The organism is Citrobacter sp. L55 (assembly GCF_002850715.1).
GTDB classification, from domain to species: domain Bacteria; phylum Pseudomonadota; class Gammaproteobacteria; order Enterobacterales; family Enterobacteriaceae; genus Citrobacter; species Citrobacter braakii.
Window position 1 is genome coordinate 698,723 of sequence record NZ_KZ559399.1, and the last position, 21,132, is coordinate 719,854.

Annotated in this window: 33 protein-coding genes and 1 pseudogene; 29 read left to right on the plus strand and 5 right to left on the minus strand. The window is 48.8% G+C overall.

Going from position 1 to position 21,132, the window contains the following annotated elements; genetic code table 11:
* Nucleotides 1-6 precede the first annotated feature (6 nt).
* Both arsB and arsC read left to right on the plus strand, forming a co-directional pair.
* On the plus strand, nucleotides 7-1,296 hold the full coding sequence (gene arsB / locus B9P82_RS03450) for an arsenite efflux transporter membrane subunit ArsB (RefSeq protein ID WP_044711231.1): 1,290 nt from the start codon (nucleotides 7-9) through the stop codon (nucleotides 1,294-1,296).
* 12 nt (nucleotides 1,297-1,308) lie between these two features.
* Entirely contained in the window at nucleotides 1,309-1,734 is a 426-nt protein-coding gene (gene arsC / locus B9P82_RS03455) for a glutaredoxin-dependent arsenate reductase (RefSeq protein ID WP_038641366.1), read from the plus strand.
* A 67-nt stretch (nucleotides 1,735-1,801) separates the two neighbouring features.
* Here the strand turns inward: arsC and B9P82_RS03460 are convergent, their stop codons facing one another.
* Complete coding sequence (locus B9P82_RS03460; protein WP_038641364.1) at nucleotides 1,802-2,098, minus strand: ArsR/SmtB family transcription factor; 297 nt, start codon at nucleotides 2,096-2,098, stop codon at nucleotides 1,802-1,804.
* Nucleotides 2,099-2,198: 100 nt separating this feature from the next.
* Here B9P82_RS03460 and B9P82_RS03465 point away from each other — a divergent pair, with 100 nt between their 5' ends.
* The 7 genes from B9P82_RS03465 (at nucleotide 2,199) to B9P82_RS03495 (ending at nucleotide 6,442) form a co-directional block, all read left to right on the plus strand.
* A complete protein-coding gene (locus B9P82_RS03465) occupies nucleotides 2,199-3,290 on the plus strand; it encodes a permease (RefSeq protein ID WP_101699935.1) in 1,092 nt (363 codons plus the stop codon).
* Between the two features lie 286 nt (nucleotides 3,291-3,576).
* Complete coding sequence (locus tag B9P82_RS03470; RefSeq protein ID WP_044700595.1) at nucleotides 3,577-3,810, plus strand: DinI family protein; 234 nt, start codon at nucleotides 3,577-3,579, stop codon at nucleotides 3,808-3,810.
* A gap of 45 nt (nucleotides 3,811-3,855) precedes the next feature.
* Entirely contained in the window at nucleotides 3,856-4,101 is a 246-nt protein-coding gene (locus B9P82_RS03475; RefSeq protein WP_049268782.1) for a hypothetical protein, read from the plus strand.
* Nucleotides 4,102-4,229: 128 nt separating this feature from the next.
* A complete protein-coding gene (locus B9P82_RS03480; protein WP_003832333.1) occupies nucleotides 4,230-4,430 on the plus strand; it encodes a hypothetical protein in 201 nt (66 codons plus the stop codon).
* Nucleotides 4,431-4,432: 2 nt separating this feature from the next.
* On the plus strand, nucleotides 4,433-4,792 hold the full coding sequence (locus B9P82_RS03485) for a RusA family crossover junction endodeoxyribonuclease (RefSeq protein ID WP_049268781.1): 360 nt from the start codon (nucleotides 4,433-4,435) through the stop codon (nucleotides 4,790-4,792).
* A complete protein-coding gene (locus B9P82_RS03490; protein WP_101699936.1) occupies nucleotides 4,789-5,829 on the plus strand; it encodes a DUF968 domain-containing protein in 1,041 nt (346 codons plus the stop codon). The genes B9P82_RS03485 and B9P82_RS03490 overlap by 4 nt, the downstream gene beginning before the upstream one ends.
* A 13-nt stretch (nucleotides 5,830-5,842) precedes the next feature.
* Entirely contained in the window at nucleotides 5,843-6,442 is a 600-nt protein-coding gene (locus B9P82_RS03495) for a hypothetical protein (protein ID WP_048235605.1), read from the plus strand.
* A gap of 317 nt (nucleotides 6,443-6,759) precedes the next feature.
* Here the strand turns inward: B9P82_RS03495 and B9P82_RS03500 are convergent, their stop codons facing one another.
* Entirely contained in the window at nucleotides 6,760-7,134 is a 375-nt protein-coding gene (locus tag B9P82_RS03500; RefSeq protein WP_168188431.1) for a FlxA-like family protein, read from the minus strand.
* Nucleotides 7,135-7,278: 144 nt separating this feature from the next.
* Between B9P82_RS03500 and B9P82_RS03505 the strand changes: the two genes are divergently transcribed.
* Together B9P82_RS03505 and B9P82_RS03510 are read left to right on the plus strand one after the other, a co-directional pair.
* The gene (locus B9P82_RS03505; protein ID WP_049268779.1) at nucleotides 7,279-7,467 is read left to right on the plus strand and encodes a hypothetical protein; all 189 of its coding nucleotides are present in this window, start codon (nucleotides 7,279-7,281) and stop codon (nucleotides 7,465-7,467) included.
* A gap of 92 nt (nucleotides 7,468-7,559) precedes the next feature.
* A pseudogene (locus tag B9P82_RS03510) lies at nucleotides 7,560-7,667 on the plus strand (putative holin); the annotation flags it as partial.
* A gap of 136 nt (nucleotides 7,668-7,803) precedes the next feature.
* Here B9P82_RS03510 and B9P82_RS03515 read toward each other — a convergent pair.
* Nucleotides 7,804-8,097, minus strand: coding sequence for a hypothetical protein (locus B9P82_RS03515; RefSeq protein ID WP_048233519.1), 294 nt, complete (start codon nucleotides 8,095-8,097; stop codon nucleotides 7,804-7,806).
* A 442-nt stretch (nucleotides 8,098-8,539) separates the two neighbouring features.
* Here B9P82_RS03515 and B9P82_RS29355 point away from each other — a divergent pair, with 442 nt between their 5' ends.
* The 4 genes from B9P82_RS29355 (at nucleotide 8,540) to B9P82_RS03540 (ending at nucleotide 10,024) form a co-directional block, all read left to right on the plus strand.
* Complete coding sequence (locus B9P82_RS29355) at nucleotides 8,540-8,818, plus strand: phage holin (RefSeq protein ID WP_003832349.1); 279 nt, start codon at nucleotides 8,540-8,542, stop codon at nucleotides 8,816-8,818.
* Between the two features lie 18 nt (nucleotides 8,819-8,836).
* On the plus strand, nucleotides 8,837-8,977 hold the full coding sequence (locus B9P82_RS28840) for a phage holin (protein WP_096879217.1): 141 nt from the start codon (nucleotides 8,837-8,839) through the stop codon (nucleotides 8,975-8,977).
* On the plus strand, nucleotides 8,949-9,497 hold the full coding sequence (locus B9P82_RS03535; protein WP_075847143.1) for a lysozyme: 549 nt from the start codon (nucleotides 8,949-8,951) through the stop codon (nucleotides 9,495-9,497). The genes B9P82_RS28840 and B9P82_RS03535 overlap by 29 nt, the downstream gene beginning before the upstream one ends.
* Nucleotides 9,498-9,520: 23 nt before the next feature.
* Nucleotides 9,521-10,024: a hypothetical protein gene (locus B9P82_RS03540; protein ID WP_087050957.1), complete on the plus strand. Its 504-nt coding sequence runs from the start codon at nucleotides 9,521-9,523 to the stop codon at nucleotides 10,022-10,024.
* Nucleotides 10,025-10,033: 9 nt separating this feature from the next.
* Here the strand turns inward: B9P82_RS03540 and B9P82_RS03545 are convergent, their stop codons facing one another.
* Nucleotides 10,034-10,393 (minus strand): hypothetical protein, encoded by a 360-nt coding sequence (locus tag B9P82_RS03545; RefSeq protein ID WP_101699938.1) that lies wholly within the window; start codon nucleotides 10,391-10,393, stop codon nucleotides 10,034-10,036.
* 122 nt (nucleotides 10,394-10,515) lie between these two features.
* Here B9P82_RS03545 and B9P82_RS03550 point away from each other — a divergent pair, with 122 nt between their 5' ends.
* The gene (locus B9P82_RS03550) at nucleotides 10,516-10,944 is read left to right on the plus strand and encodes a hypothetical protein (RefSeq protein ID WP_065554947.1); all 429 of its coding nucleotides are present in this window, start codon (nucleotides 10,516-10,518) and stop codon (nucleotides 10,942-10,944) included.
* Between the two features lie 388 nt (nucleotides 10,945-11,332).
* Nucleotides 11,333-11,587, plus strand: a complete 255-nt coding sequence (locus tag B9P82_RS03555) for a hypothetical protein (RefSeq protein WP_074422899.1) — start codon at nucleotides 11,333-11,335, stop codon at nucleotides 11,585-11,587.
* 9 nt (nucleotides 11,588-11,596) lie between these two features.
* Here the strand turns inward: B9P82_RS03555 and B9P82_RS03560 are convergent, their stop codons facing one another.
* The gene (locus B9P82_RS03560; protein WP_065554946.1) at nucleotides 11,597-12,136 is read right to left on the minus strand and encodes a cytochrome b; all 540 of its coding nucleotides are present in this window, start codon (nucleotides 12,134-12,136) and stop codon (nucleotides 11,597-11,599) included.
* A gap of 275 nt (nucleotides 12,137-12,411) precedes the next feature.
* Here B9P82_RS03560 and B9P82_RS03565 point away from each other — a divergent pair, with 275 nt between their 5' ends.
* The 12 genes from B9P82_RS03565 to B9P82_RS03625 all read left to right on the plus strand — a co-directional run bounded on the left by B9P82_RS03565 (nucleotide 12,412) and on the right by B9P82_RS03625 (nucleotide 21,114).
* The gene (locus B9P82_RS03565; protein ID WP_080625039.1) at nucleotides 12,412-12,774 is read left to right on the plus strand and encodes an HNH endonuclease; all 363 of its coding nucleotides are present in this window, start codon (nucleotides 12,412-12,414) and stop codon (nucleotides 12,772-12,774) included.
* A gap of 317 nt (nucleotides 12,775-13,091) precedes the next feature.
* Nucleotides 13,092-13,589 (plus strand): phage terminase small subunit P27 family, encoded by a 498-nt coding sequence (locus B9P82_RS03575; RefSeq protein WP_049268774.1) that lies wholly within the window; start codon nucleotides 13,092-13,094, stop codon nucleotides 13,587-13,589.
* Between the two features lie 165 nt (nucleotides 13,590-13,754).
* Entirely contained in the window at nucleotides 13,755-15,482 is a 1,728-nt protein-coding gene (locus B9P82_RS03580) for a terminase large subunit (protein ID WP_101699941.1), read from the plus strand.
* Nucleotides 15,476-15,655 (plus strand): hypothetical protein, encoded by a 180-nt coding sequence (locus tag B9P82_RS03585; RefSeq protein WP_101699942.1) that lies wholly within the window; start codon nucleotides 15,476-15,478, stop codon nucleotides 15,653-15,655. The genes B9P82_RS03580 and B9P82_RS03585 overlap by 7 nt, the downstream gene beginning before the upstream one ends.
* Nucleotides 15,655-16,914, plus strand: coding sequence for a phage portal protein (locus B9P82_RS03590; protein ID WP_003832365.1), 1,260 nt, complete (start codon nucleotides 15,655-15,657; stop codon nucleotides 16,912-16,914). The genes B9P82_RS03585 and B9P82_RS03590 overlap by 1 nt, the downstream gene beginning before the upstream one ends.
* 36 nt (nucleotides 16,915-16,950) lie before the next feature.
* Nucleotides 16,951-17,871, plus strand: a complete 921-nt coding sequence (locus tag B9P82_RS03595) for a S49 family peptidase (protein WP_101699943.1) — start codon at nucleotides 16,951-16,953, stop codon at nucleotides 17,869-17,871.
* Between the two features lie 71 nt (nucleotides 17,872-17,942).
* Nucleotides 17,943-19,229, plus strand: coding sequence for a phage major capsid protein (locus B9P82_RS03600; RefSeq protein WP_101699944.1), 1,287 nt, complete (start codon nucleotides 17,943-17,945; stop codon nucleotides 19,227-19,229).
* A 97-nt stretch (nucleotides 19,230-19,326) separates the two neighbouring features.
* Entirely contained in the window at nucleotides 19,327-19,713 is a 387-nt protein-coding gene (locus B9P82_RS03605; protein WP_101699945.1) for a hypothetical protein, read from the plus strand.
* Nucleotides 19,694-20,011, plus strand: coding sequence for a head-tail connector protein (locus tag B9P82_RS03610; protein ID WP_032950890.1), 318 nt, complete (start codon nucleotides 19,694-19,696; stop codon nucleotides 20,009-20,011). Before B9P82_RS03605 ends, B9P82_RS03610 begins: the two co-directional genes overlap by 20 nt.
* Nucleotides 20,008-20,358: a phage head completion protein gene (locus tag B9P82_RS03615; RefSeq protein WP_101699946.1), complete on the plus strand. Its 351-nt coding sequence runs from the start codon at nucleotides 20,008-20,010 to the stop codon at nucleotides 20,356-20,358. The genes B9P82_RS03610 and B9P82_RS03615 overlap by 4 nt, the downstream gene beginning before the upstream one ends.
* Complete coding sequence (locus B9P82_RS03620) at nucleotides 20,327-20,716, plus strand: hypothetical protein (RefSeq protein WP_101699947.1); 390 nt, start codon at nucleotides 20,327-20,329, stop codon at nucleotides 20,714-20,716. The genes B9P82_RS03615 and B9P82_RS03620 overlap by 32 nt, the downstream gene beginning before the upstream one ends.
* Entirely contained in the window at nucleotides 20,713-21,114 is a 402-nt protein-coding gene (locus B9P82_RS03625; protein WP_101699948.1) for an HK97-gp10 family putative phage morphogenesis protein, read from the plus strand. Before B9P82_RS03620 ends, B9P82_RS03625 begins: the two co-directional genes overlap by 4 nt.
* Nucleotides 21,115-21,132: the final 18 nt, after the last annotated feature.

The window sequence follows — 21,132 nt, forward strand, 5'->3', positions numbered from 1 at the left end:
GGTTATATGTTACTGGCAGGAGCCATTTTTATCCTGACCATCATATTGGTTATCTGGCAGCCAAAGGGATTAGGGATTGGCTGGAGCGCCACGCTGGGGGCCGTACTGGCTCTGGCATCGGGTGTGATTCACATTGCTGATATTCCGGTGGTGTGGAATATCGTCTGGAACGCGACGGCAACATTTATCGCCGTTATTATCATCAGTCTGTTGCTTGATGAGTCAGGCTTTTTCGAATGGGCAGCGCTGCACGTTTCTCGCTGGGGGAACGGTCGTGGCCGCCTTCTGTTTACGTATATCGTTCTGCTTGGCGCGGCAGTCGCGGCACTGTTTGCCAACGATGGCGCGGCACTTATTCTGACGCCGATTGTTATCGCTATGCTCCTGGCGCTTGGCTTCAGTAAAAGCACCACACTTGCTTTCGTGATGGCCGCAGGGTTTATTGCCGATACCGCCAGCTTGCCGCTTATCGTATCGAACCTGGTCAATATCGTTTCGGCTGATTTCTTCAAACTGGGATTCACGGAATATGCCTCGGTAATGGTGCCGGTGGATATCGCCGCCATCGTCGCCACTCTGGTGATGCTGCATCTATTTTTCCGCAAAGATATCCCGCCCACTTATGATATTGCACGACTGAAAGAGCCCGCAAAAGCCATCAAAGATCTGGCAACATTCAGAACAGGTTGGATTGTATTAATTCTTTTATTAGTGGGCTTTTTTGTACTCGAACCACTGGGTATTCCGGTCAGTGCCATTGCAGCAGTAGGGGCAGCAATCCTGTTTGCTGTGGCAAAAAAAGGTCACGGCATTAACACCGGTAAAGTGTTGCGTGGGGCACCATGGCAGATCGTGATCTTCTCGCTGGGAATGTATCTGGTGGTCTATGGGCTGCGTAACGCAGGGCTGACAGAATATTTGTCTGACGTGCTGAACTTACTCGCAGATAAAGGCCTGTGGGCAGCCACGCTGGGAACGGGATTCCTGACCGCATTCCTCTCTTCTATCATGAATAACATGCCTACCGTATTGATTGGCGCATTGTCGATTGATGGCAGTACCGCGTCGGGCGTTATCAAAGAAGCAATGATTTATGCCAACGTCATTGGCTGCGATCTGGGGCCGAAAATTACCCCTATTGGTAGCCTGGCAACGCTGCTCTGGCTACACGTACTTTCACAGAAGAATATGACCATCACCTGGGGATACTATTTCCGCACCGGGATCGTCATGACTCTGCCTGTGCTGTTTGTAACGCTGGCCGCGCTGGCGCTACGTCTCTCTTTCACTTTGTAATGAGATACTGATATGAGCAACATCACCATTTATCACAACCCAGCCTGCGGCACATCGCGTAACACGCTGGAGATGATCCGCAACAGCGGTAATGAGCCGACCGTTATTCTTTACCTTGAGACTCCACCTTCACGCGATGAGCTGGTCAAACTCATTGCTGATATGGGCATTTCCGTCCGGGCGTTACTACGTAAGAACGTCGAGCCATATGAGGAACTGGGTCTTGCCGAAGATAAATTTACTGACGACCAGTTAATTAACTTTATGTTGCAGCATCCGATCCTGATTAATCGCCCCATCGTTGTAACACCGCTGGGAACCAAACTGTGCCGTCCTTCTGAAGTTGTTCTGGATATCCTTCCTGATGCTCAGAAAGGGGCTTTCGCCAAGGAAGATGGCGAGAAAGTCGTTGATGATGCAGGCAAAAAATTGAAATAAGCGACAGGAGAGCCGCCTGTTATTTAGGCGGCTCCTTTATCAAATAAAAACAATGGATTGCCTCGATTTAAATCTTTGGACTGTTGATGCAACATTCTTCGCGTAGAAAATCAATAATCGACTCTAACTTGTCATATTGAGAAACGCAGATTAAGGAGCGGCTTTCGCGATTTTGTTTGACCAGACCTACGGAAACAAGAGCGGATATATGATGACTCAGTGTTGAAGATGGAATCGCAAGTTGTTTTTGTAGATCACCTACAGGTAAACCTTGTTCACCGGCTTTAACAAGGTGTTTGAAAATAAACAAACGTGTCGGATGTCCTAATTCTTTCATAGCTTTAGCTACTTCTTCTAGTTGCATGGTGCCTTCCTCGTCTAGTGATATTTCGATAATACCAGAAATATGTTGATCTAACCTCAATAATTCGATTATTCTAGAAATATAGTTTATAGGGGGTTTCATGAATAGCTGGATTTCTATGTTTACTAACGCGGCAGAGATGTTCTTGTTTCTTGCTGTCGAGTTGTCTGCGCTTTTTTTTCTGATTAGTGCGGGTGTTAGCCTTATCAGGCAAAAAATTCCGGACCAAAAGATTAAAAGAATGTTAGGGGCGAGAAAGGGGAGAGGTTACATACTTGCATCGCTGTTAGGAGCTGTAACACCGTTTTGCAGCTGCTCTACAATTCCCATGTTACGCGGACTGTTATCAGCAAAAGCAGGCTTCGGTCCAACACTTACATTCTTGTTTGTTTCACCTCTGCTTAACCCGATAATCATTGGTCTGATGTGGGTTACTTTTGGTTGGAAAGTTACCCTGCTATACGCTGTTATAGCTGCAACAGTTTCCGTACTGGCAAGTATTTTGTTAGATGTGCTTGGTTTTGACCGACATATTGTCGAAAAATCAAAACCGCTGGCTAGCTGTTGTGGTGTTAGCAGTGGAAAAACTCTTGAAACTAAACTACGGAGTGTTTCAGCTTGCTGTTCTGTATCAAATCAACAGGACATAGGGGCTAATAGTTGTTCTAAACCACAAGAAACGTTTAAGAGTTTCTCAGCATTTCAGGGCACAAATTGTGAATTGACCTGCGAGACAGGTCAAACAAATAAACAATTCTTCCCGAAAAGTGTAGTAAGAGATCCTGGTGCGATACGTCTGGCATTTCAGGATGCCTGGACTCAATTTAAAGATGTATTACCTTATCTGATGTTAGGTATTGTTATAGGGTCGTTTATCTACGGTTTTATACCTGCAGAGTGGATTGCTGCTCATGCTGGGAATGATAATCCGTTTGCGATTCCACTAAGTGCAATTATTGGAATACCGTTGTATATACGTGCTGAGGCAGTAATTCCGTTGGCATCAGTCTTGATGGATAAAGGCATGGGAACGGGAGCAGTAATGGCTCTGATTATTGGTAGCGCAGGAGCTAGTCTGACGGAAGTAATACTGCTTAAATCAATGTTCAAAACACCCTTGATTGCTGCATTTCTGACCGTTATTTTGGGCATGGCGATTATTATGGGATACCTGACACAGTTGTTATTTTGATTGGGTATGTTAGACAGAACCTGAAAAAGTTGCAGGGGGAGACGAGCATATGAAAGTTGCGCAATCAATCCCAATCAAAGCAGTTATCCAAATTTAAGGACGTTGATATCTCAATACTTACAATGGTGTCAAAACAACAAGTCCGCATTGGATTGAACCCGCTTCGGCGGGTTTTTTTTGCATCTCATTTATAGGCTAAGGTTAACAATTTGTGCTCTTAAGTCATTGATCATTTCAATGTATCGGTATACTGTACAAATATACAGTATATGCAGTGGAGGCTAATATGAAAGTTGAACTCACCATTGATCGTACTAAAGAACTTCCAAAGGGAGCAGTGCCGGCGCTGGAGAAAGAGTTACTTAAAAGGTTGGGTAATCAGTATGAGAACTGCAGCCTGAGCATACGTCGTACAGGCTCTGATGGCTTAAGTGTTCTTGGTGGTGACAAGGAAGATAAAAAGAAAATAGAGACTATCCTCCAGGAAACCTGGGAAAGTGCTGACGACTGGTTTTATTAATTATTTTGGGTGTTACTTTTATCCCGTTTGCATGGGGGAGTTTAAGTGAAAGAAAAATTAGGATTGCCCAAAAAAGGCTACGCAGTCATCAGATGTCACGATGGAGTCATCGTTGCCAGGCTGCAATCATTTCCTGAGTGTGAGCGCGCCCTGATGTACCGACGCGATAGCATGGTGTCATTTTTGCCTCTTCAGGATAATGAAATTATTGGTACACCTACGTTGTTTACTCAGATGCTGGAAAGGGCTGGTTATCGCGTTACCCAAAAATCTGTTACACTCCCGTCATAGGCCTGAACAACCTATACCTGCTGCGCCACAGGAGAAAAGCCCATGGCGCAAGATCAATTCAAGCAATCCCACATACTGACGTTAACTAACGCCAGCGATTTTCTTTTTGCCGCATCCAGAGGTGCGTTATGAAGAAAAGCTGGTTTCAACATACTCAACTCACCACTGAGCAGGCTGATGAACTGGAAGCCCGCTATCGCGCAAAGCAGATTAAGACAGAGCGTAGTCTGGATAATGACTTCATTCACTGGACGATCAGCGCGTTCTTGCCAGAAGCATCTAAGCCTCCGCGTCAGGAGAGAACCTGGCAACAACGGATCTGGAGGTGAATGTGAAAGTCTACGATATCACCCCAATGGGCAAGCCCAGAATGACGCGCGCTGACAAATGGAAAAAGCGTCCCGAGGTTCTGCGTTACCGGGCTTTCTGTGATGAAGTTCGTCTGCAGGGTGTTGAGCTGCCGGAAAGCGGTTCACACGTCACCTTCATTCTTCCGATGCCGGCGAGCTGGGGCAAAAAGAAACGGGCTGAGTTCAACGGTAAACCACACCAGACTAAACCTGATTTCGACAATATGATGAAAGCCCTGATGGATGCTATTTACGAAGATGACGCTCACATCTGGGATTCACGTGTCACTAAATTATGGGGAGAGAAGGGACAAATAATTATCGGGGAGATAGCAGAATGAGGGCGCTGCTTAAACCCGTGGTTGCACGTGAGCTTGGAATTGTGCTGCTCAAGCCGGGCAGCGAGCTGATGTCATTATTCAGTTGTGAACGTGTGTTGGTGGAAAGTCAGCCTGCAAGCATGGAAAGGTTGCCTGCAGGCCCTGTTCCTGACGTTCGCCAGCCGCTGGCCAGTGACGAATCCCTGTGGCCGTTCTTCCAGGATGAAAAAGTTATAAAGGCTGCTGGTGGTTTTAGTGGTCTTGATTACTGGCTTCTGCGTTATGGCGGTAGCTGCTGCCAGTGGCCACACAGCAATTACCATTATCACGAGTTAACCACTCTGCGTCATGAACCCGGATCGGTTCTCCTGTGTGGACATTGTGATAACCATCTGCGTGACCACTACAGCGAACAACTTGCAGAGCTGGCGAGACGTAATGTTATTAACTGGATTATTAACAGCATCATGGTGGCGCTAAATATGGATTCTTCCAGAGAGTTGTCGCTGGCTGAGCTTTGCTGGTGGGCGGTTCGAATGAGAGTTACCGACGCAATTCCCGAATCAGCAGCCAGTCGGTCGCTACGTATTCCTTCGAAAGAGCATCATTCAGTCATGCGTGAATGCGATATCGAACCGGGTGTAACCGCCACCAGCATCATTACAGCCAGAGCCAACGCAGTAACCGTGAACATGCCACCAGCGCAAGTTCCAGCGATTAAACCCGTAGTCGGTGTCCTGGTAGATCCCGAGTCCCCGCAAACCTATATGAAACGTCCGAAGAGGATCCGTTGGGCGAACCCCAGATATCTTGCATGGATTAAAACACAGCCCTGCGAATGCTGCGGCAAACCATCAGATGACCCACACCATTTAATCGGCTGGGGGCAGGGAGGGATGGCAACGAAGGCGCATGATATTTTCGCGATCCCCTTGTGTCGTCAGTGCCATACAGAACTACATAACGACCCGGTGAAGTTTGAGCGAAAGCATGTGCCTCAGCCGGTAATGATTATCAGAGTGCTGGACCGGGCTTATGGGCTCGGCGTTCTGGCGTAAGGAGAAGAACAGGATGACACCACGTCAACGCCGCAATCATCTGGAAGCGCTGGGTAAAGCGGCTTCTGCTCCACGCAAAAGCTGGCTGGGTAAATGTATTCTCCTTACAGGGATCCAGTCCGGATGGATTAAATCCCTGCTCACTATATGGGGCGAGGGTGTGGGAGGAAAAACTGCACCCCGTTTGCTGCGAAGTCATGCATGCTGGAATGTTATTAAAGGACGGATTTGGTCAGATAAGGCGTTAGAGCGATTCACTGTTGCGTTAAATCAGGCGAGAGAAGAGGGATTCCGTGGACAGCAGGCAATGAACAGGGCACATAGCATTCTCTGGCCGCAGTCATCCGCTAGTGTGATTGATGAAGCCCTGCATAATGATGATGTCGATTTTGTTGAGCAATGCGTACTGCAGGCGCTGGATATTAATGATCCGGTTTATGTGGTCGGTCTTCAGTATTACACCACCCGAAAAAAAATCTCAGACATAACCCGGGAGTTGCAGGCGATTGCGCCATGGTTAACTGATGGGGAGGCGAGAAAGCGCGTGCGCTGGTGCCTGGAAATATTCAGAGCAAAGGTCTTTTTGGAAGCACGCAAACTGTTATCTGAATAGACTCACTGAAATCATTTTTTAGCTATTGATGCTATTTTTTGATAATGGTGTTGAAAACGGGCCAGAAAATCAGATAATTTATTCATGCTTGGCAGAGCTGCGCCACTATGGCAGCGACAAAAAGCGAACAATTTGAACATAACGAGAACCCCGCCACAGCGGGGTTTTTGGTTTCCGGCGATACGACAGGGGTATTCGCGAGGTGCATAGCACCAGTACCCCTGTCATATCGCCGATCTGAAATCGTTAACTCGAAAACAAGTTCTCACAATCCTTTTTCGTTTCTAACTCAGAGGAAAAATGATAGGGGGTCACTGCTAAACGTAGACATCAATATTTTTAGTATTATTCCCTGCAACGTTCGAACTTGATTTGTCACTTACCGTAGGTAATGCACCCGATGCCATTTGGTTTTTTTCTGCTTCTTGTTTTTGTAATTGAGCAATTTTTGCGTACATAGACTCGATTTGCCTTTGAATCATCTCCATCTGCTGTTTAAGCAGTTTTGCCTCATCTTCGGAGGTTACTTCATTTATTTTTGAACCCATGGCGCTGAGTTCTTTTGTCAACTCACCAATTTGTTTTTTCAGGTTTTGAATTTGTTGTGAAACAGAGTTGCCAGTACTTGAAGGTGCTTGTTTTACTGTGCTTTGCAGTATGTCCTGACTCAAAGTGCTAACTGTCATGCTCATGGTGGTTACTCCGGCCTTACATTTATTACCCATTATCGTCATCTTTCGAAATTACTTTATTAGCAAAGATTAAGTTGTGGCTTCCTGCACCACAGCATTATTTGTACTGCTCTATACTATCTGCTGAGTATCGCGGAGGAGCTTATGAAAGAAGGGTATTACTGGATTCAGCATGTCGGTGTTGTACAGGTAGCGTACTACACGAATGACACTGTTGATGACTTGGAAACGGGGAAAATAATCACAGGTGTTTGGCATCTGACCAGAGGCGATGACATTTGCCATAACGGTGAAGCAGAGGTGTTAGAAGGTCCTCTCTCTCCACCATTGTAAACAACCGTACTTACTTCGAGGCTGCCGCATGGCGGCCTTTTTTTTATTCCCCTCATTCCTGAGAGGACTCACAGCAATTTAGAGGGGGCTAAATGCCCGATCCGATTTCCGGTACTGGGCTGGCTGGTGGTGTCCTGACGGGGGCCAGTGTCTATGAACTGTTAACCGGAACCGATTACGGTGTGGTGTTTGGCGCATTTATCCGGGTAGCCCGTTCACGGGTCATAAGTAACGAAGTGTGATGTATATGTAAGATCGTATGCGCCTGTTAGGACGCAACTGGAAACAGAGCCTTATAGGCGTATCAGAAAAACCTCCGGCTATGCCGGAGGATATTTAAATAATTTCACCAGTCTTATAACCAAATTTCTCAAGTTTTAGCCTGGCTTCTTCTGCAATCTGCCATGATGAATTAACGGCTACCCAGATATTAGAATGTGTTTCTGGCTGATTCAGTGTTAAAGAATCTATGAAAACTTGAATCGGGTTTATAAATCCCTCTCTTTTTGTGCTCTCCAAAACAGAGTTAAGACTGTTGCTGATACTTTTACAGGCTTCTGTTAGTGCTGCAATATCCGCATCAAAACTGGATAAGTACACTCTGAATCGTTCATTTTTCCCATTATTCACGATCTATCCTTTTTCATTGGTTGCTAGAACCAAGTAGTAGATCAGGAATTGAATTGGAGAGCAAGCTACTGTAATTGGCTAGTCTAACCTTGCTCGATGGAAAAATTATCAAACATCATTTTTAGGCTACCAAAGCGGCCTTTTTCATTTCAGGCTCACGGGAATCATCCGCTACGTGCTTTGTTGATAAATCCAGCCCGTGAAGCCTGACCCTTTAATCACACACAGCGCCATCCGAAGAATCGGAGGTGAGGCTATGACCAGAATGAGCACCATTTACAGCAGACTTTCATATGGAACAGGAACCACGCTGACCGGCTGCGGTGTATCAGCGAAGGCATATGCCGAAACAGCTAAAACAGCAAAAGAGGTGTCCTGGATGTTGGCCGACAGAATTGCAGGGTTAAGCCTGAGCGACTGGGCAANAATCGGAGGTGAGGCTATGACCAGAATGAGCACCATTTACAGCAGACTTTCATATGGAACAGGAACCACGCTGACCGGCTGCGGTGTATCAGCGAAGGCATATGCCGAAACAGCTAAAACAGCAAAAGAGGTGTCCTGGATGTTGGCCGACAGAATTGCAGGGTTAAGCCTGAGCGACTGGGCAATTATTGTCGGTATCGCATGCACTGTTATTACCTGTGCAGTGAACTGGTATTACAGGAAAAAGGAAAGGGAGGACCGGCTTAATGGTAATGTCACCAAAGCTGAAGAATAAACTGAGNTGGCCGACAGAATTGCAGGGTTAAGCCTGAGCGACTGGGCAATTATTGTCGGTATCGCATGCACTGTTATTACCTGTGCAGTGAACTGGTATTACAGGAAAAAGGAAAGGGAGGACCGGCTTAATGGTAATGTCACCAAAGCTGAAGAATAAACTGAGCGCAGCGGTCGTTGGTTTGATTCTTGCCGGGGCTTCCGCCCCCGTGATTCTCGATCAGTTTCTGGATGAGAAAGAGGGTAACAGCCTGACAGCATATCGCGACGGTGGCGGAATCTGGACTATTTGCCGTGGTGCCACGATGGTTGATGGTAAGCCAGTAGTTCAGGACATGAGGCTTTCTGCTGAGAAATGTGCCCAGGTAAACGCCATCGAACGCGACAAAGCGCTGGCGTGGGTTGAGCGAAATATCAAAATTCCGCTGAGTGAGCCGCAGAAAGCGGGTATCGCATCTTTTTGCCCTTATAACATCGGTCCCGCAAAATGCTTCCCATCTACGTTTTACAAGCGCATTAACGCTGGTGACCGTAAAGGAGCCTGTGAAGCGATCCGCTGGTGGATTAAAGACGGTGGCCGTGATTGTCGCCTGACTAAAGGCCAGAAAAATGGCTGTTATGGGCAGGTAGAACGGCGAGACCAGGAAAGCGCGCTGACGTGCTGGGGGATAGACCAGTGAACAGAAGTCTCGTTTTTGTTGGGATGGCAGCTATCATCCTCATCTCGGTGCTCTGTGTGCTGCTGGCCCGCAGTAATGCCGCGCTGGCCACGTCAGAGAGCGACAACCGGGTTTTGCGTAGCGACAACGCGCTACAGACGGCGGTGATAACTACTCAGGCCTTCAACTTCAACCGGTTTAACCAGATAGCAGAGAATACCAACCGCCTTAATTCGCTAATAGATGCCGGAACAGAGAAAACCATCATTGAATACCGGGAGATTTTACGACGTGAAAAAACCTGTGATTTGCCTGTTCCTGCTGATGTCGCTGGTGGGCTGCTCGAATACGCGCACCGTTTACGTGCCAATGCAATGCACCCCGATACCGGGGAGGCTGACACAGTCAGTGATAGCGCCGCTGCCGCCAGCTCAATAACGTACTGCCAGGCAGTGCTGTGGATTAACCCGCTACTGGCCACCATTGAGAAGGCAAACAATCAGCTTGCCGGAATACGTGAAATAGAAAATACCAGAGCCTCGCCATAGAAGAGAAAGTTATTCCCATGTGAAGGCTGTCGTTTCTGGGTTGAAAGTTATAGTTGCTTGGCTCCAGTTATTTCCAGCAAGCATTTTCTCTATGCAATGTGTGGCGTAAAGATCATCGGGCGGATAGAAAGGAGTGTATTCGCTTTCTATGGTCAACTTGACGTCATGTATTGAAGCGATTGCGGTACGTCCTTCATTGTCAATGTTGCGGAAACAGGAAATTCTCGCTTCGTAAAACTTGTCCGGCAAACCTTCTAACATGCACCCAGTAGCCCACTGCAGAAGCTGCTCGGTTGAATATTCCTGCGGTACCTCTTGGGTGGTTTTTTGATTGATGATCCTGTTGAGTGTTTTGAGAAAATTAAACATTTCATCTCCTTATGGTTATATTTGGAAACATATCATTTAACGAACCCAACTCATAGAGCATTCCAGCAGGCATTCACTGAGTGTCTGTGATAATGTCAGGGTAAATCGACGTGAGGTTACCAGTGAAATTCTATTTAATTCGACCATCCGGTGACAATCTGAAGGCCACGAAAGAAGCAATTCTTAGAGGGCTTGCGTTGGCTAAGGAAGAAAATAAAAAGCTGATTCTTGTGGTGAGCACATTTAGCCAAGCGAGGGACTCAAGTTGTTTACGAGGCGCAATTGGGGTCACTGCTTTTGCTGCACTTAATAAAAATCGACGCGTGATGATATGCTCGGTTGATGTTCACTTAATGACGACAAAATCTGCAGCTGAAATCGGATTGGGATTTCAGGGAGTCGTAGTGTTTCTATGGCCGCAAGAAAAGGCCATCAGAGCAATCACATCTAGCATTCCCAAGTTAAAAGCTGTTATTGCACTTGAATGGCAGCCTAAGTCTTTAGAGGACTGGCGACGTGACGTGAATGGCACACTTATTACTCTAGAGTAGCTGTTTGCATCAAATAAACAGAAATATCAAGAGCCTCGTATATGCGGGGCTTTTTTATTCTCGTCGCATGTGCACATCAAAGAAAGTCTTTCAGTAGTGAGCCAGGGTAATCCGCTAACTCCTGGCGGTTATACAGTGCGACAGACTCGCACTTGAAAGAACATAAAATTTAACGGCACTCACCTGAGGCTGATTGCCCGGAAGGGCAGATGTCCGAATTTGCTGGTGTAACGCCCCAGTAAGATCCAGCAGGGCCTGCGCATGCAGAAAGTAGAAGAACTGAAATTAATGCGAAATATTTCACGATACTGTTCCTTAGTTATGAATTAATGATGTTCAAACCGAAATGTAACGGTTTGATTGCGTTTATATCATCAGATGGGGTTGGATGAAAACCATCAGCGAAGAAGGTTCTCCTGGAGGAGGGCTCTGCCACGGGGCGGCGTGCTGCGCGAGATTTGGCGCATTTTTGATTTTTCACTCAACCATTCCAGCATTTGATGCTGATGACGGTAGCTCTATCCCCGAATACACAGGGCTGATCGCCTACTCAGAGTTACTTGAGCACGGTGTGTTGCAACTCGAATACTACAGGCATTACAGCAGGCATTCACTGAGTGCCTGCTGTAATGTTAAACATTAAAATTTGTATTTATTTCTTATCGTTACAATCAGGGATTATTCTCAAAAGAGTGTTATCTTTCTGGACGTAGTGATGAAATAACGCTGCACCTGCATGCGCTGCGATTAAAAAGTATCCGACGTTTGCCAGTGTTTCGTGAATATCTTTAATAAGTGATTTTGTTTCCCCGTCAGGAGTAACGAAAGGTGCAATGTTAATACTTAAGAAACTCCAGTCCTTCCCACCGTAAGCCATAATTGCAATACCTAATAATGGCAGAGCCAAAAAAGAAATGTACAGCAGGATATGCATTATTTTAGCCGCCATCATCTGCCAGGCTGGTGGGGGGGGAATGATGGCTGGGTCATGATACTTATGTTTAATAATTAATCGTATTATCATTAAAAACCAGACAAACACCCCAACATTATAATGTGTTTCTTTCATGAGAAGGTAGGTGTTGCTGCCTTTGGGAAACCAGCCACGAAGCTCCATAGCTGCATAGGTTATCGCTATTAATATCAGGGTTAGCCAGTGTAAGCGAATCTGAAGTTTTGAGAATTTGACCATTATTCTTGCCTCAAACGGTGTGTTACATCGACCATAAATCATGAAGCTTAACAAATCCTTATTTTTGTTGAGAGATTAAGGATTTGTTATTCCAGCGATCTTACTAGAATATTTTGATAATAATTATTATTTTTATTTCTTTCTGATAATCCGTGATGTCACGGGGCAAGAACCGCGCAGATTCTCGCTATTTATGAGAACTTTTAATCAGCTACTGGTTCATTTTTACTTTCCGCCTATTACACAATTTGTATCCAACAAACAGGACTATGCCGATGCCAGCACGTGCTAAACGCCCATGCCGACACAAAGGGTGTGCGGCAATCACCAATGATGTCAGCGGATATTGTGACCAACACCGACAGCAGCATGCTGGTGACGGCTGGCGGAGTTATCAGTCAGGAAAGAGCAGGCAAGAACGTGGATACGGGCGACTCTGGGAAATTAAACGAGCGCGTATCCTTCAGCGTGATAAATACCTGTGTCAGAACCATCGCCGACAGAGGATAGCGAAGAAAGCGGCAAGCGTTGACCACATCATCCCAAAAGCTCATGGCGGTACTGATGACGATTCCAATCTTGAGTCGTTGTGCTGGGAATGCCACAGAGCGAAGACGGCAAGAGAGCGTATCCGATGAGTTATACCTATTGCACGTACTGCGGTTCACGGCTTCATACATACGCGAACTGTCCCAAAACATGGGGTGGTTCATCCCGCCGCGCCAACCTGCGCTGCAGCTATTGTGGGCAGTCAGGGCATAACTCTAATGCCTGTCCGCACAATGCGAGCAGCGCTTGTCGGTGCAACCTGAATGATGATTTCCATCTTGATTGATGCCCACACAGGCCAGGGGGAGGGGGGATCAAATCCCTGACCCCTTTCGCCTTTCAGGACTGCCCGCTTCCTCGTATTTTTATACCCGCGAAAAATGAAATTTAACCAGGAGTGTCGCTTATGGCTGGAACGGCGGGGCGTTCCGGGCGTCGCCCCAAGCCAACGGCGCGCAAGGAGCTGGCAGGGAACCCCGGCAAACGAGCCCTGAATAAAGAGGAACCTGTATTCACACCGATTAAAGGTGTGGAACCACCTGACTGGTTTTCTGAGGATGATGGTTTGCCAATGGCGGCCGTCATGTGGGAACTGACCACGAAAGAATTATGTGGACAGGGATTACTGTGTGTTACCGATCTTGCCGTACTTGAGCGCTGGTGTGTTGCATATGAGTTCTGGCGCAGGGCGGTTAAAAATATCGCCAGAGAAGGGCTGACTGTCACTGGTGCTATGGGGGGGAAGATAAAAAACCCTGAGCTAACCGCAAAGAAAGAGCAGGAATCGGAGATGAGCTCTACCGGCTCCATGCTTGGCCTTGATCCCAGCAGTCGACAACGCCTAATCGGCCTTGCCGGACAGAAGAAAACCTCTAACCCATTCCTGAAGATGATCAACTCATGAGCCGGAAATCGTACCCCAACGTAAACGCCGCGAATCAATACGCCCGCAACGTTGTGCGGGGGAAAATTCCGGCGTGCCAGTTTGTCATTCAGGCCTGCCAGCGTCATATCGATGACATGGCGGCTGAAAAGAGNCCTCTAACCCATTCCTGAAGATGATCAACTCATGAGCCGGAAATCGTACCCCAACGTAAACGCCGCGAATCAATACGCCCGCAACGTTGTGCGGGGGAAAATTCCGGCGTGCCAGTTTGTCATTCAGGCCTGCCAGCGTCATATCGATGACATGGCGGCTGAAAAGAGTAAGAAATTTCGTTACCGCTTCGATAAAGACATGGCAGAAAAGGCCGCGAAATTTATCCAGTTGTTGCCACATACAAAAGGAGAGTGGGCATTCAAGCGGATGCCGATCACTCTGGAGGCATGGCAACTGTTTATTGTGTGCTGCGCCTTTGGCTGGGTCCAGAAAGGGTCGAAGCTTCGACGATTTCGCGAGGTTTACACGGAGATACCGCGTAAAAATGGGAAATCAGCTATTTCGGCAGGTGTGGCGCTGTACTGTTTTACCTGTGATAACGAGTTTGGCGCTGAAGTATATTCCGGGGCCGCAACTGAAAAACAGGCGTGGGAAGTATTCAGACCAGCTCGTCTGATGTGTAAGCGCACCCCGCTGCTGGTGGAAGCGTTCGGGATTGAAGTTAATGCGTCCAACCTGAACCGGCCAGAAGATGGCGCGCGTTTTGAGCCGCTGATTGGTAACCCTGGGGACGGCGCTTCACCGCACTGTGCGATTGTTGACGAGTATCACGAACATCCCACAGATTCGCTCTACACCACTATGCTGACGGGTATGGGGGCGCGGCGACAACCACTAATGTGGGCGATCACGACGGCGGGTTACAACATTGAGGGTCCATGCTACGACAAACGGCGTGAAGTGATTGAGATGCTGAACGGCACAGTACCGAATGAGGAATTGTTCGGCGTGATATACACCGTCGACGAGGGGGATGACTGGACCGATCCTAAAGTGCTGGAAAAAGCTAACCCGAATATGGGCGTGTCGGTCTATCGTGACTTTCTCCTCAGCCAGCAACAGAGAGCTATTAATAACGCCCGTCAGGCTGGTGTATTTAAAACTAAACACCTCAACATCTGGGTTGCAGCCCGTGCCGCTTTCTACAACCTGGTTTCCTGGCAGAACTGTGAGGATAAGACACTTACGCTGGAGCAATTCGAAGGACAGCCATGTGTTCTGTCTTTCGACTTGGCGCGCAAGCTGGATATGAACAGTATGGCGCGGTTGTTCACCAGGGAAATTGACGGCAAGACACATTACTACAGCGTTGCTCCCCGCTTCTGGGTTCCCTACGACGCAGTATTCAGCGTTGAAAAGAACGAAGATCGTCGTACTGCGGAGCGATTTCAGAAATGGGTTGAAATGGGACTGCTTACAGTTACTGATGGCGCTGAAGTTGATTACCGCTACATCCTTGAAGAGGCCAAGGCGGCAAACAAGCTCAACCCAGTCAGTGAGTCACCGATTGACCCGTTCGGCGCGACGGGGCTTTCACATGATCTGGCTGATGAAAGCCTTAATCCGATCACTATTGTTCAGAACTACACCAATATGTCTGATCCGACGAAGGAACTGGAAGCCGCCATTGAGTCAGGCCGCTTTCATCACGACGGGAACCCGATTATGAGCTGGTGTATCAGCAACGTCGTCGGGAAGTATTTGCCCGGTAATGACGATGTGGTTAAACCCATCAAAGAGCAGAACGAAAACAAAATCGATGGCGCGGTTTCGCTGATTATGGCAATCGGACGGGCAATGTTGAATAGCCGGGCGAGTAATTCATCCGTTTACGACGAGGAAGATGTAGCATGCTAATGACGTTTTTAAGTTTTTTTATCGGCCTCGCCGGAGCCGCGTTACTGTCTGCTGGTGCCTGGCTTATTTCACCTGCAGCCGGGCTTATTACTGGCGGTTCAATCTGCCTGCTGTGGTCATTTTTTATCGCGAAATCAATGTCTGCCAGCGTAATTAAATCAGGGGGTGAATAATGTTCATTCCCCAGATGTTTCGGGGTAAATCTCAGTCTGGTGGTAGTTTCTGGCAGGCGATGCTGGGTGGTGTGAGTTCCAGCCAGAGCAAGGCGGGGATCATTATCACTTCTGAAACCGCAATGGCGTTATCGGCGGTCCGGGCATGTGTAACGCTTCTGGCAGAATCGGTGGCGCAGCTGCCGTGTGAACTTTACAGGCGAGGCGCTAACGGAGGCCGTGAACGGGCGACTGACCACCCTGTTTATGATCTGATTCATTCCCAGCCCAACAAAAAAGACACTTCATTTGAATACTTTGAACAGCAGCAGGGCCTGCTTGGTCTGGAGGGGAATTGCTACTCGATCATCGACAGGGACGGGAAAGGTTATCCCCGCGAATTAATCCCGGTTAATCCCCAAAAGGTCATTGTCCTGAAAGGCCCGGATGGGATGCCATATTATGAACTACCCGAAATTGGCGAAACGTTGCCAATGCGCATGATGCATCATGTGAAGGTCTTCTCACTGGATGGCTATATCGGCAGTTCCCCAATCCAGACGAACGCGGATGTTCTTGGGCTAAACCTCGCCGTGGAAGAGCATGCTTCTCAGGTCTTTCGCCGTGGTACAACGATGAGCGGCGTTATTGAGCGTCCAAAAGACGCTCCGACGATCAAAAGCCAGGATGCTATCGACCGCCTGCTGGCAAAGTGGACGGACAGATATTCCGGCGTCAGAAACGCCTTCTCTGTTGCATTGCTTCAGGAAGGGATGAGCTACAAGCAGTTATCTCAGGACAATGAGAAAGCGCAGCTGTTGCAGTCCCGTCAGTGGGGCGTGGAGGAAGTGTGCCGACTCTATAAAATCCCGCCTCATATGGTGCAGATGCTGGCGAAAGCCACGAATAACAACATTGAGCACCAGGGGCTGCAGTTTGTGATGTACACGCTGTTGGCCTGGCTGAAGCGTCATGAAGGCGCATTAATGCGCGATCTGCTTTTACCCAGCGAGCGCGGTGATCTGTACATTGAATTCAATGTTTCTGGCCTGCTGCGCGGGGATCAGAAGTCACGCTATGAATCTTATGCACTAGGCCGCCAGTGGGGCTGGTTATCGGTTAACGACATTCGCCGCATGGAGAACCTTCCACCCATCGCCGGAGGGGACAAATACCTGACGCCTCTGAATATGGTCGACAGTAAACAAATCTTACCTGGCGATAACACGCCAACAGCAAAACAACTGGCAGAAATCAACTCTATTCTGTCCAGAAACTGAATATCACCCGCAGTGCGGGCTGACCTGGTAAACATCATGACAAAAAATTTAATTAATCTGCCGCACCTGGCGGCTATGGTCTTTGGTGTTCCACATTACGTGACACGACAGACAATGGATTCTGTAAAAGCTGTGCTGGTTCCCCGTATTCAGGGATTATCAGAAGAGGCTGGAATTCACATGACGCAGGATCCTGATAACAATCAGGCGCCAGATTTGGTTCAACCAGCTGGTGGAATGGCAGTTATTCCTGTTCACGGCATTCTGGTTCCGCGTCGTGGGCAAATTACTGCAATGTGTTCTGAACTTACCAGCTATGAGCGCATACGTAGCCAGGTGCATGCTGCATTAAATGACTCTTCCATCAGTGAAATTGTGCTGGATATAAATTCTGGTGGTGGTGCGGCGGTTGGATGCAAGGAACTGGCCGATTATATTTTCCAGTCAAGTCAAACTAAGCCTATTACTGCAATTGTGAACTACAGCGCCTATTCTGCGGCTTACTTTATCGCTTCGGCCTGCAGCAAAATTGTAGTCAGCCAGACCAGTGGAGTCGGCTCAATTGGAGTGATCATGGAACACCTGGATACTTCCAGGATGGAAGAGCAAATGGGGTTAACATTCACCACGATTTTTCGGGGAGATAACAAAAATAACGGTACACAACATGAGCCACTGAGTGAAGACGCTCGGGGAATGTTCCAGAGGATGATTGACGATATGTACGAGACGTTTATTACCTCTGTAGCGGAATACCGGAATCTTGCCCCTCAGACGGTGATTAACACGCAGGCCGGAATCTATTTTGGCGCTGATGCCATTTCTGCTGGTCTTGCCGATGAAGTTTCGGATCCTCAGTCCGCAATTAATGCCATTGCGGCAAAGTACAAACAACCTCAAAGAACCACTTCCATAAAGTTGCAGGCAGCTGCGATGGACCTGCAAACAAGAATGTAACCCGGCGCTAACGCGTCATTACCAGACAGCAGCCAACAGGCTGCTTTTTTTATGCCAAAAAGAGAGAAACTATGCCACAGATTGAAGAATTACGTCGTCAGCGTGCGGGTATTAATGAACAGGTACAGGCCCTGGCCACGATTGAAACTACCGGTGGAACGCTGACAGCCGAGCAGTTAACCGAATTTGCCAGCCTGCAGCAGCAGTTCACGGATATCAGCGCCAAAATGGATCGTCTGGAAGCGGCTGAACGTGCTGCAGCGCTTGTTGCCAAACCGGTTAAAGGTACACAGCAGGCTCCAGGTATCAGCGTTAAGGCAGAGCCAAAGCAATATACCGGCGCAGGCATGACCCGTCTGGTAATGTCGATTGCGGCAGCACAGGGTAACGTCCAGGACGCTGCGAAATTTGCAGCTGAAGAACTGAATGACCAGTCAGTCTCAATGGCCATCAATACTGCCGCCGCGTCAGGTGGCGTTCTTATTCCGCAAAACCTGCACAGCGAGGTGATCGAACTGCTGCGCGATCGCACCATCGTTCGTAAGCTGGGCGCGCGATCCATCCCGCTGCCTAACGGCAATATGGCGCTTCCGCGTCTGGCCGGTGGTGCGACGGCGAGCTACACCGGGGAAGGCAAGGATGCGAAAGTATCAGAAGCCCGCTTTGATGATGTAAAACTCACCGCGAAAACCATGATTGCGATGGTGCCAATCTCCAACCAGCTGATTGGTCGTGCCGGCTACAACGTGGAGCAGCTGGTCCTGCAGGATATTCTGACTGCGATTTCGACCCGTGAAGATAAAGCCTTTATGCGCGATGACGGTACCGGTGATACGCCTGTCGGTATGAAAGCGCGGGCAACCGAATGGAACCGCCTGCTGCCGTGGGAAGCTGCTGTTGATATCAATCTGAATACGATTGATGCGTATCTTGACAGCATCATCCTGATGGCTATGGACGGGAACAGCAACATGATCAGCTGCGGCTGGGGCATGTCGAACCGTACTTACATGAAACTGTTCGGGCTGCGCGACGGTAACGGTAACAAGGTCTACCCGGAAATGGCCCAGGGGATCCTGAAGGGATTTCCCATTCAGCGTACCAGCGCTATCCCGGCAAACCTCGGTGACGGCGGCAAGGAGTCAGAAATTTACTTCGCTGACTTTAATGACGTGGTAATCGGTGAAGACGGCAACATGAAGGTGTCCTTCTCGCAGGAAGCCTCCTACCAGGACGGGGACGGCAATCTGGTTTCCGCGTTCTCCCGTAACCAGTCGTTGATCCGCGTGGTGACTGAACACGATATCGGCTTCCGTCATCCGGAAGGTCTTGTACTCGGGACAAAAGTTCTGTTTTAACCGGTCCTGCACGCTGTGCGACCACGGTCGCACAGAGTAAAAGCACGTAACTTCCTAAGCCCGCAGCAGCGGGTTTTTTCTTTTCAGGAGCAAAACGATGGCTACGAAAACGGAAAAAGCAGCGGCAAAAGCAACGGCTGCGGCTGCAGCCGGTGATGTGAACAAGCCGGATGAACTGACGCCGGAAAATACAGTGAACGGGGATGACGGTCAGAATATTGCCGCTGGTTCAGGTGATGCCGGTGTTGATCTGGCCGGAAGTGAAACAAACGGGGCCACGGGCCTGACGGGAGCAGAAGTGGTTCGGAAAGCGGTTTTTTTCCTAGGACCCTATCATCGTTATTCGCGCGGCGATACGGCCTGTTTTGATGCTGAGTATGCAGAGAAACTGGTTGAACGCCATATTGCGGTATGGCCAGAAGATGCGGAAAAGGCGCTGAGTCCCCGCAAGGGAGCCGATGACCATGATACTGACATTGGATGACGTGAAAACCCAGCTCCGTCTGGAGCCGGATTTCACGGAGCATGACGGCATGCTCACTAAAATGGTGGCGGCTGCGCAGAAGAGTATTGAACGTGACTACTACTGCAAACTGGTGGGAAGCGACGACGAACTGCAGGCGCTGCCGGAAGGTGTACGCGGTTTTGTGGCGGATGAAGATATCCAACTGGCCATGCAGTATCTGGTCGGGGATGCGTATCTGAATGGTTTCACCGGTCAGTGGCTGGAGACGGCTGCGGTCCGGCATCTTCTTTTCCCGTTGCAGGAGAACACCGTATGAGCCTGAAGCCGGAAGAGATGACCTGCCGTCTTTCGATTGGGTATATGCAATCCGTTCGGGGACCGCTGGGTGAACACCTGCCGGAGCAACTGGTCACGACCGGGAAAGCCTGGGCGAAGCGCGAGCTGGTGTCGGGCAGAAAGATCCGCACACTGGATCAACAACGGGTTGTTGAAACGTGTCTTTTTACCACTCATCCGAACCTGAATATTGATATCGACTGGAAAATAACGACGTCTGACCGGGTTTATACCGTTCGTAACGTCGAACGTCTTGCGGACCGCATCATCATCACAGGGGAGGCAGACGCACGTCATGATCGAGCTGGCATTAAAGGCAGCACTTGAACGCCTGACCGGGCTGGATGTTTACCCTCTGCTCCTGCCTGATGAGCTGCAGGAGGGAATTACTTACCAGTGTATCTCCGATCCGGAGCTGTACGCCGGACTGTTGCGCACAGGCCTGATTGCGGGTCGCTTCCAGATAGCGATTTATCTGCTTAATGACTACACCCGCCTGTTACAGCTGGATAAGAAAATCAGCACGGAATGGACCGCTATCGTGCATGGCCAACTGGAGGGCTTTCCCGTGCAGAATGTGGTCCGGGGTGGAATACAGCAGAGTAAATCGGTACTGACCAGCGGCAATATTCAGTACCGGCTCGTCCGGGATTTCACCTTTCACTACCGGGATGCCTCACCATGATCACTATGGACGTAAAAGGGCTGGACGAGCTGGAGCGGCAGCTTATCGCACTCGGTGAAAAGGTCGGCACGAAGGTGTTACGTGACGCGGGGCGTGAGGCGCTGAAAGTGGTTGAAGACGACATGAAACAACATGCCGGCTTCGACGATGCATCCTCTGCAGAGCATATGCGTGATTCCATCAAAATTCGCTCATCCACGCGGAAAGGTCGCGGAAATACGGTGGTCACCCTTCGGGTTGGCCCCAGCAAGAAGCATTACATGAAAGCGCTGGCCCAGGAGTTCGGTACGGTGAAACAGGTTGCCGATCCATTCATCCGTCCGGCACTGGATTACAACGTCCGGCAGGTTCTGCGCATTCTGACCGTAGAAATTCGCAATGGTATTCAGAACAGGTAGCAACCGTTGCCCACTATT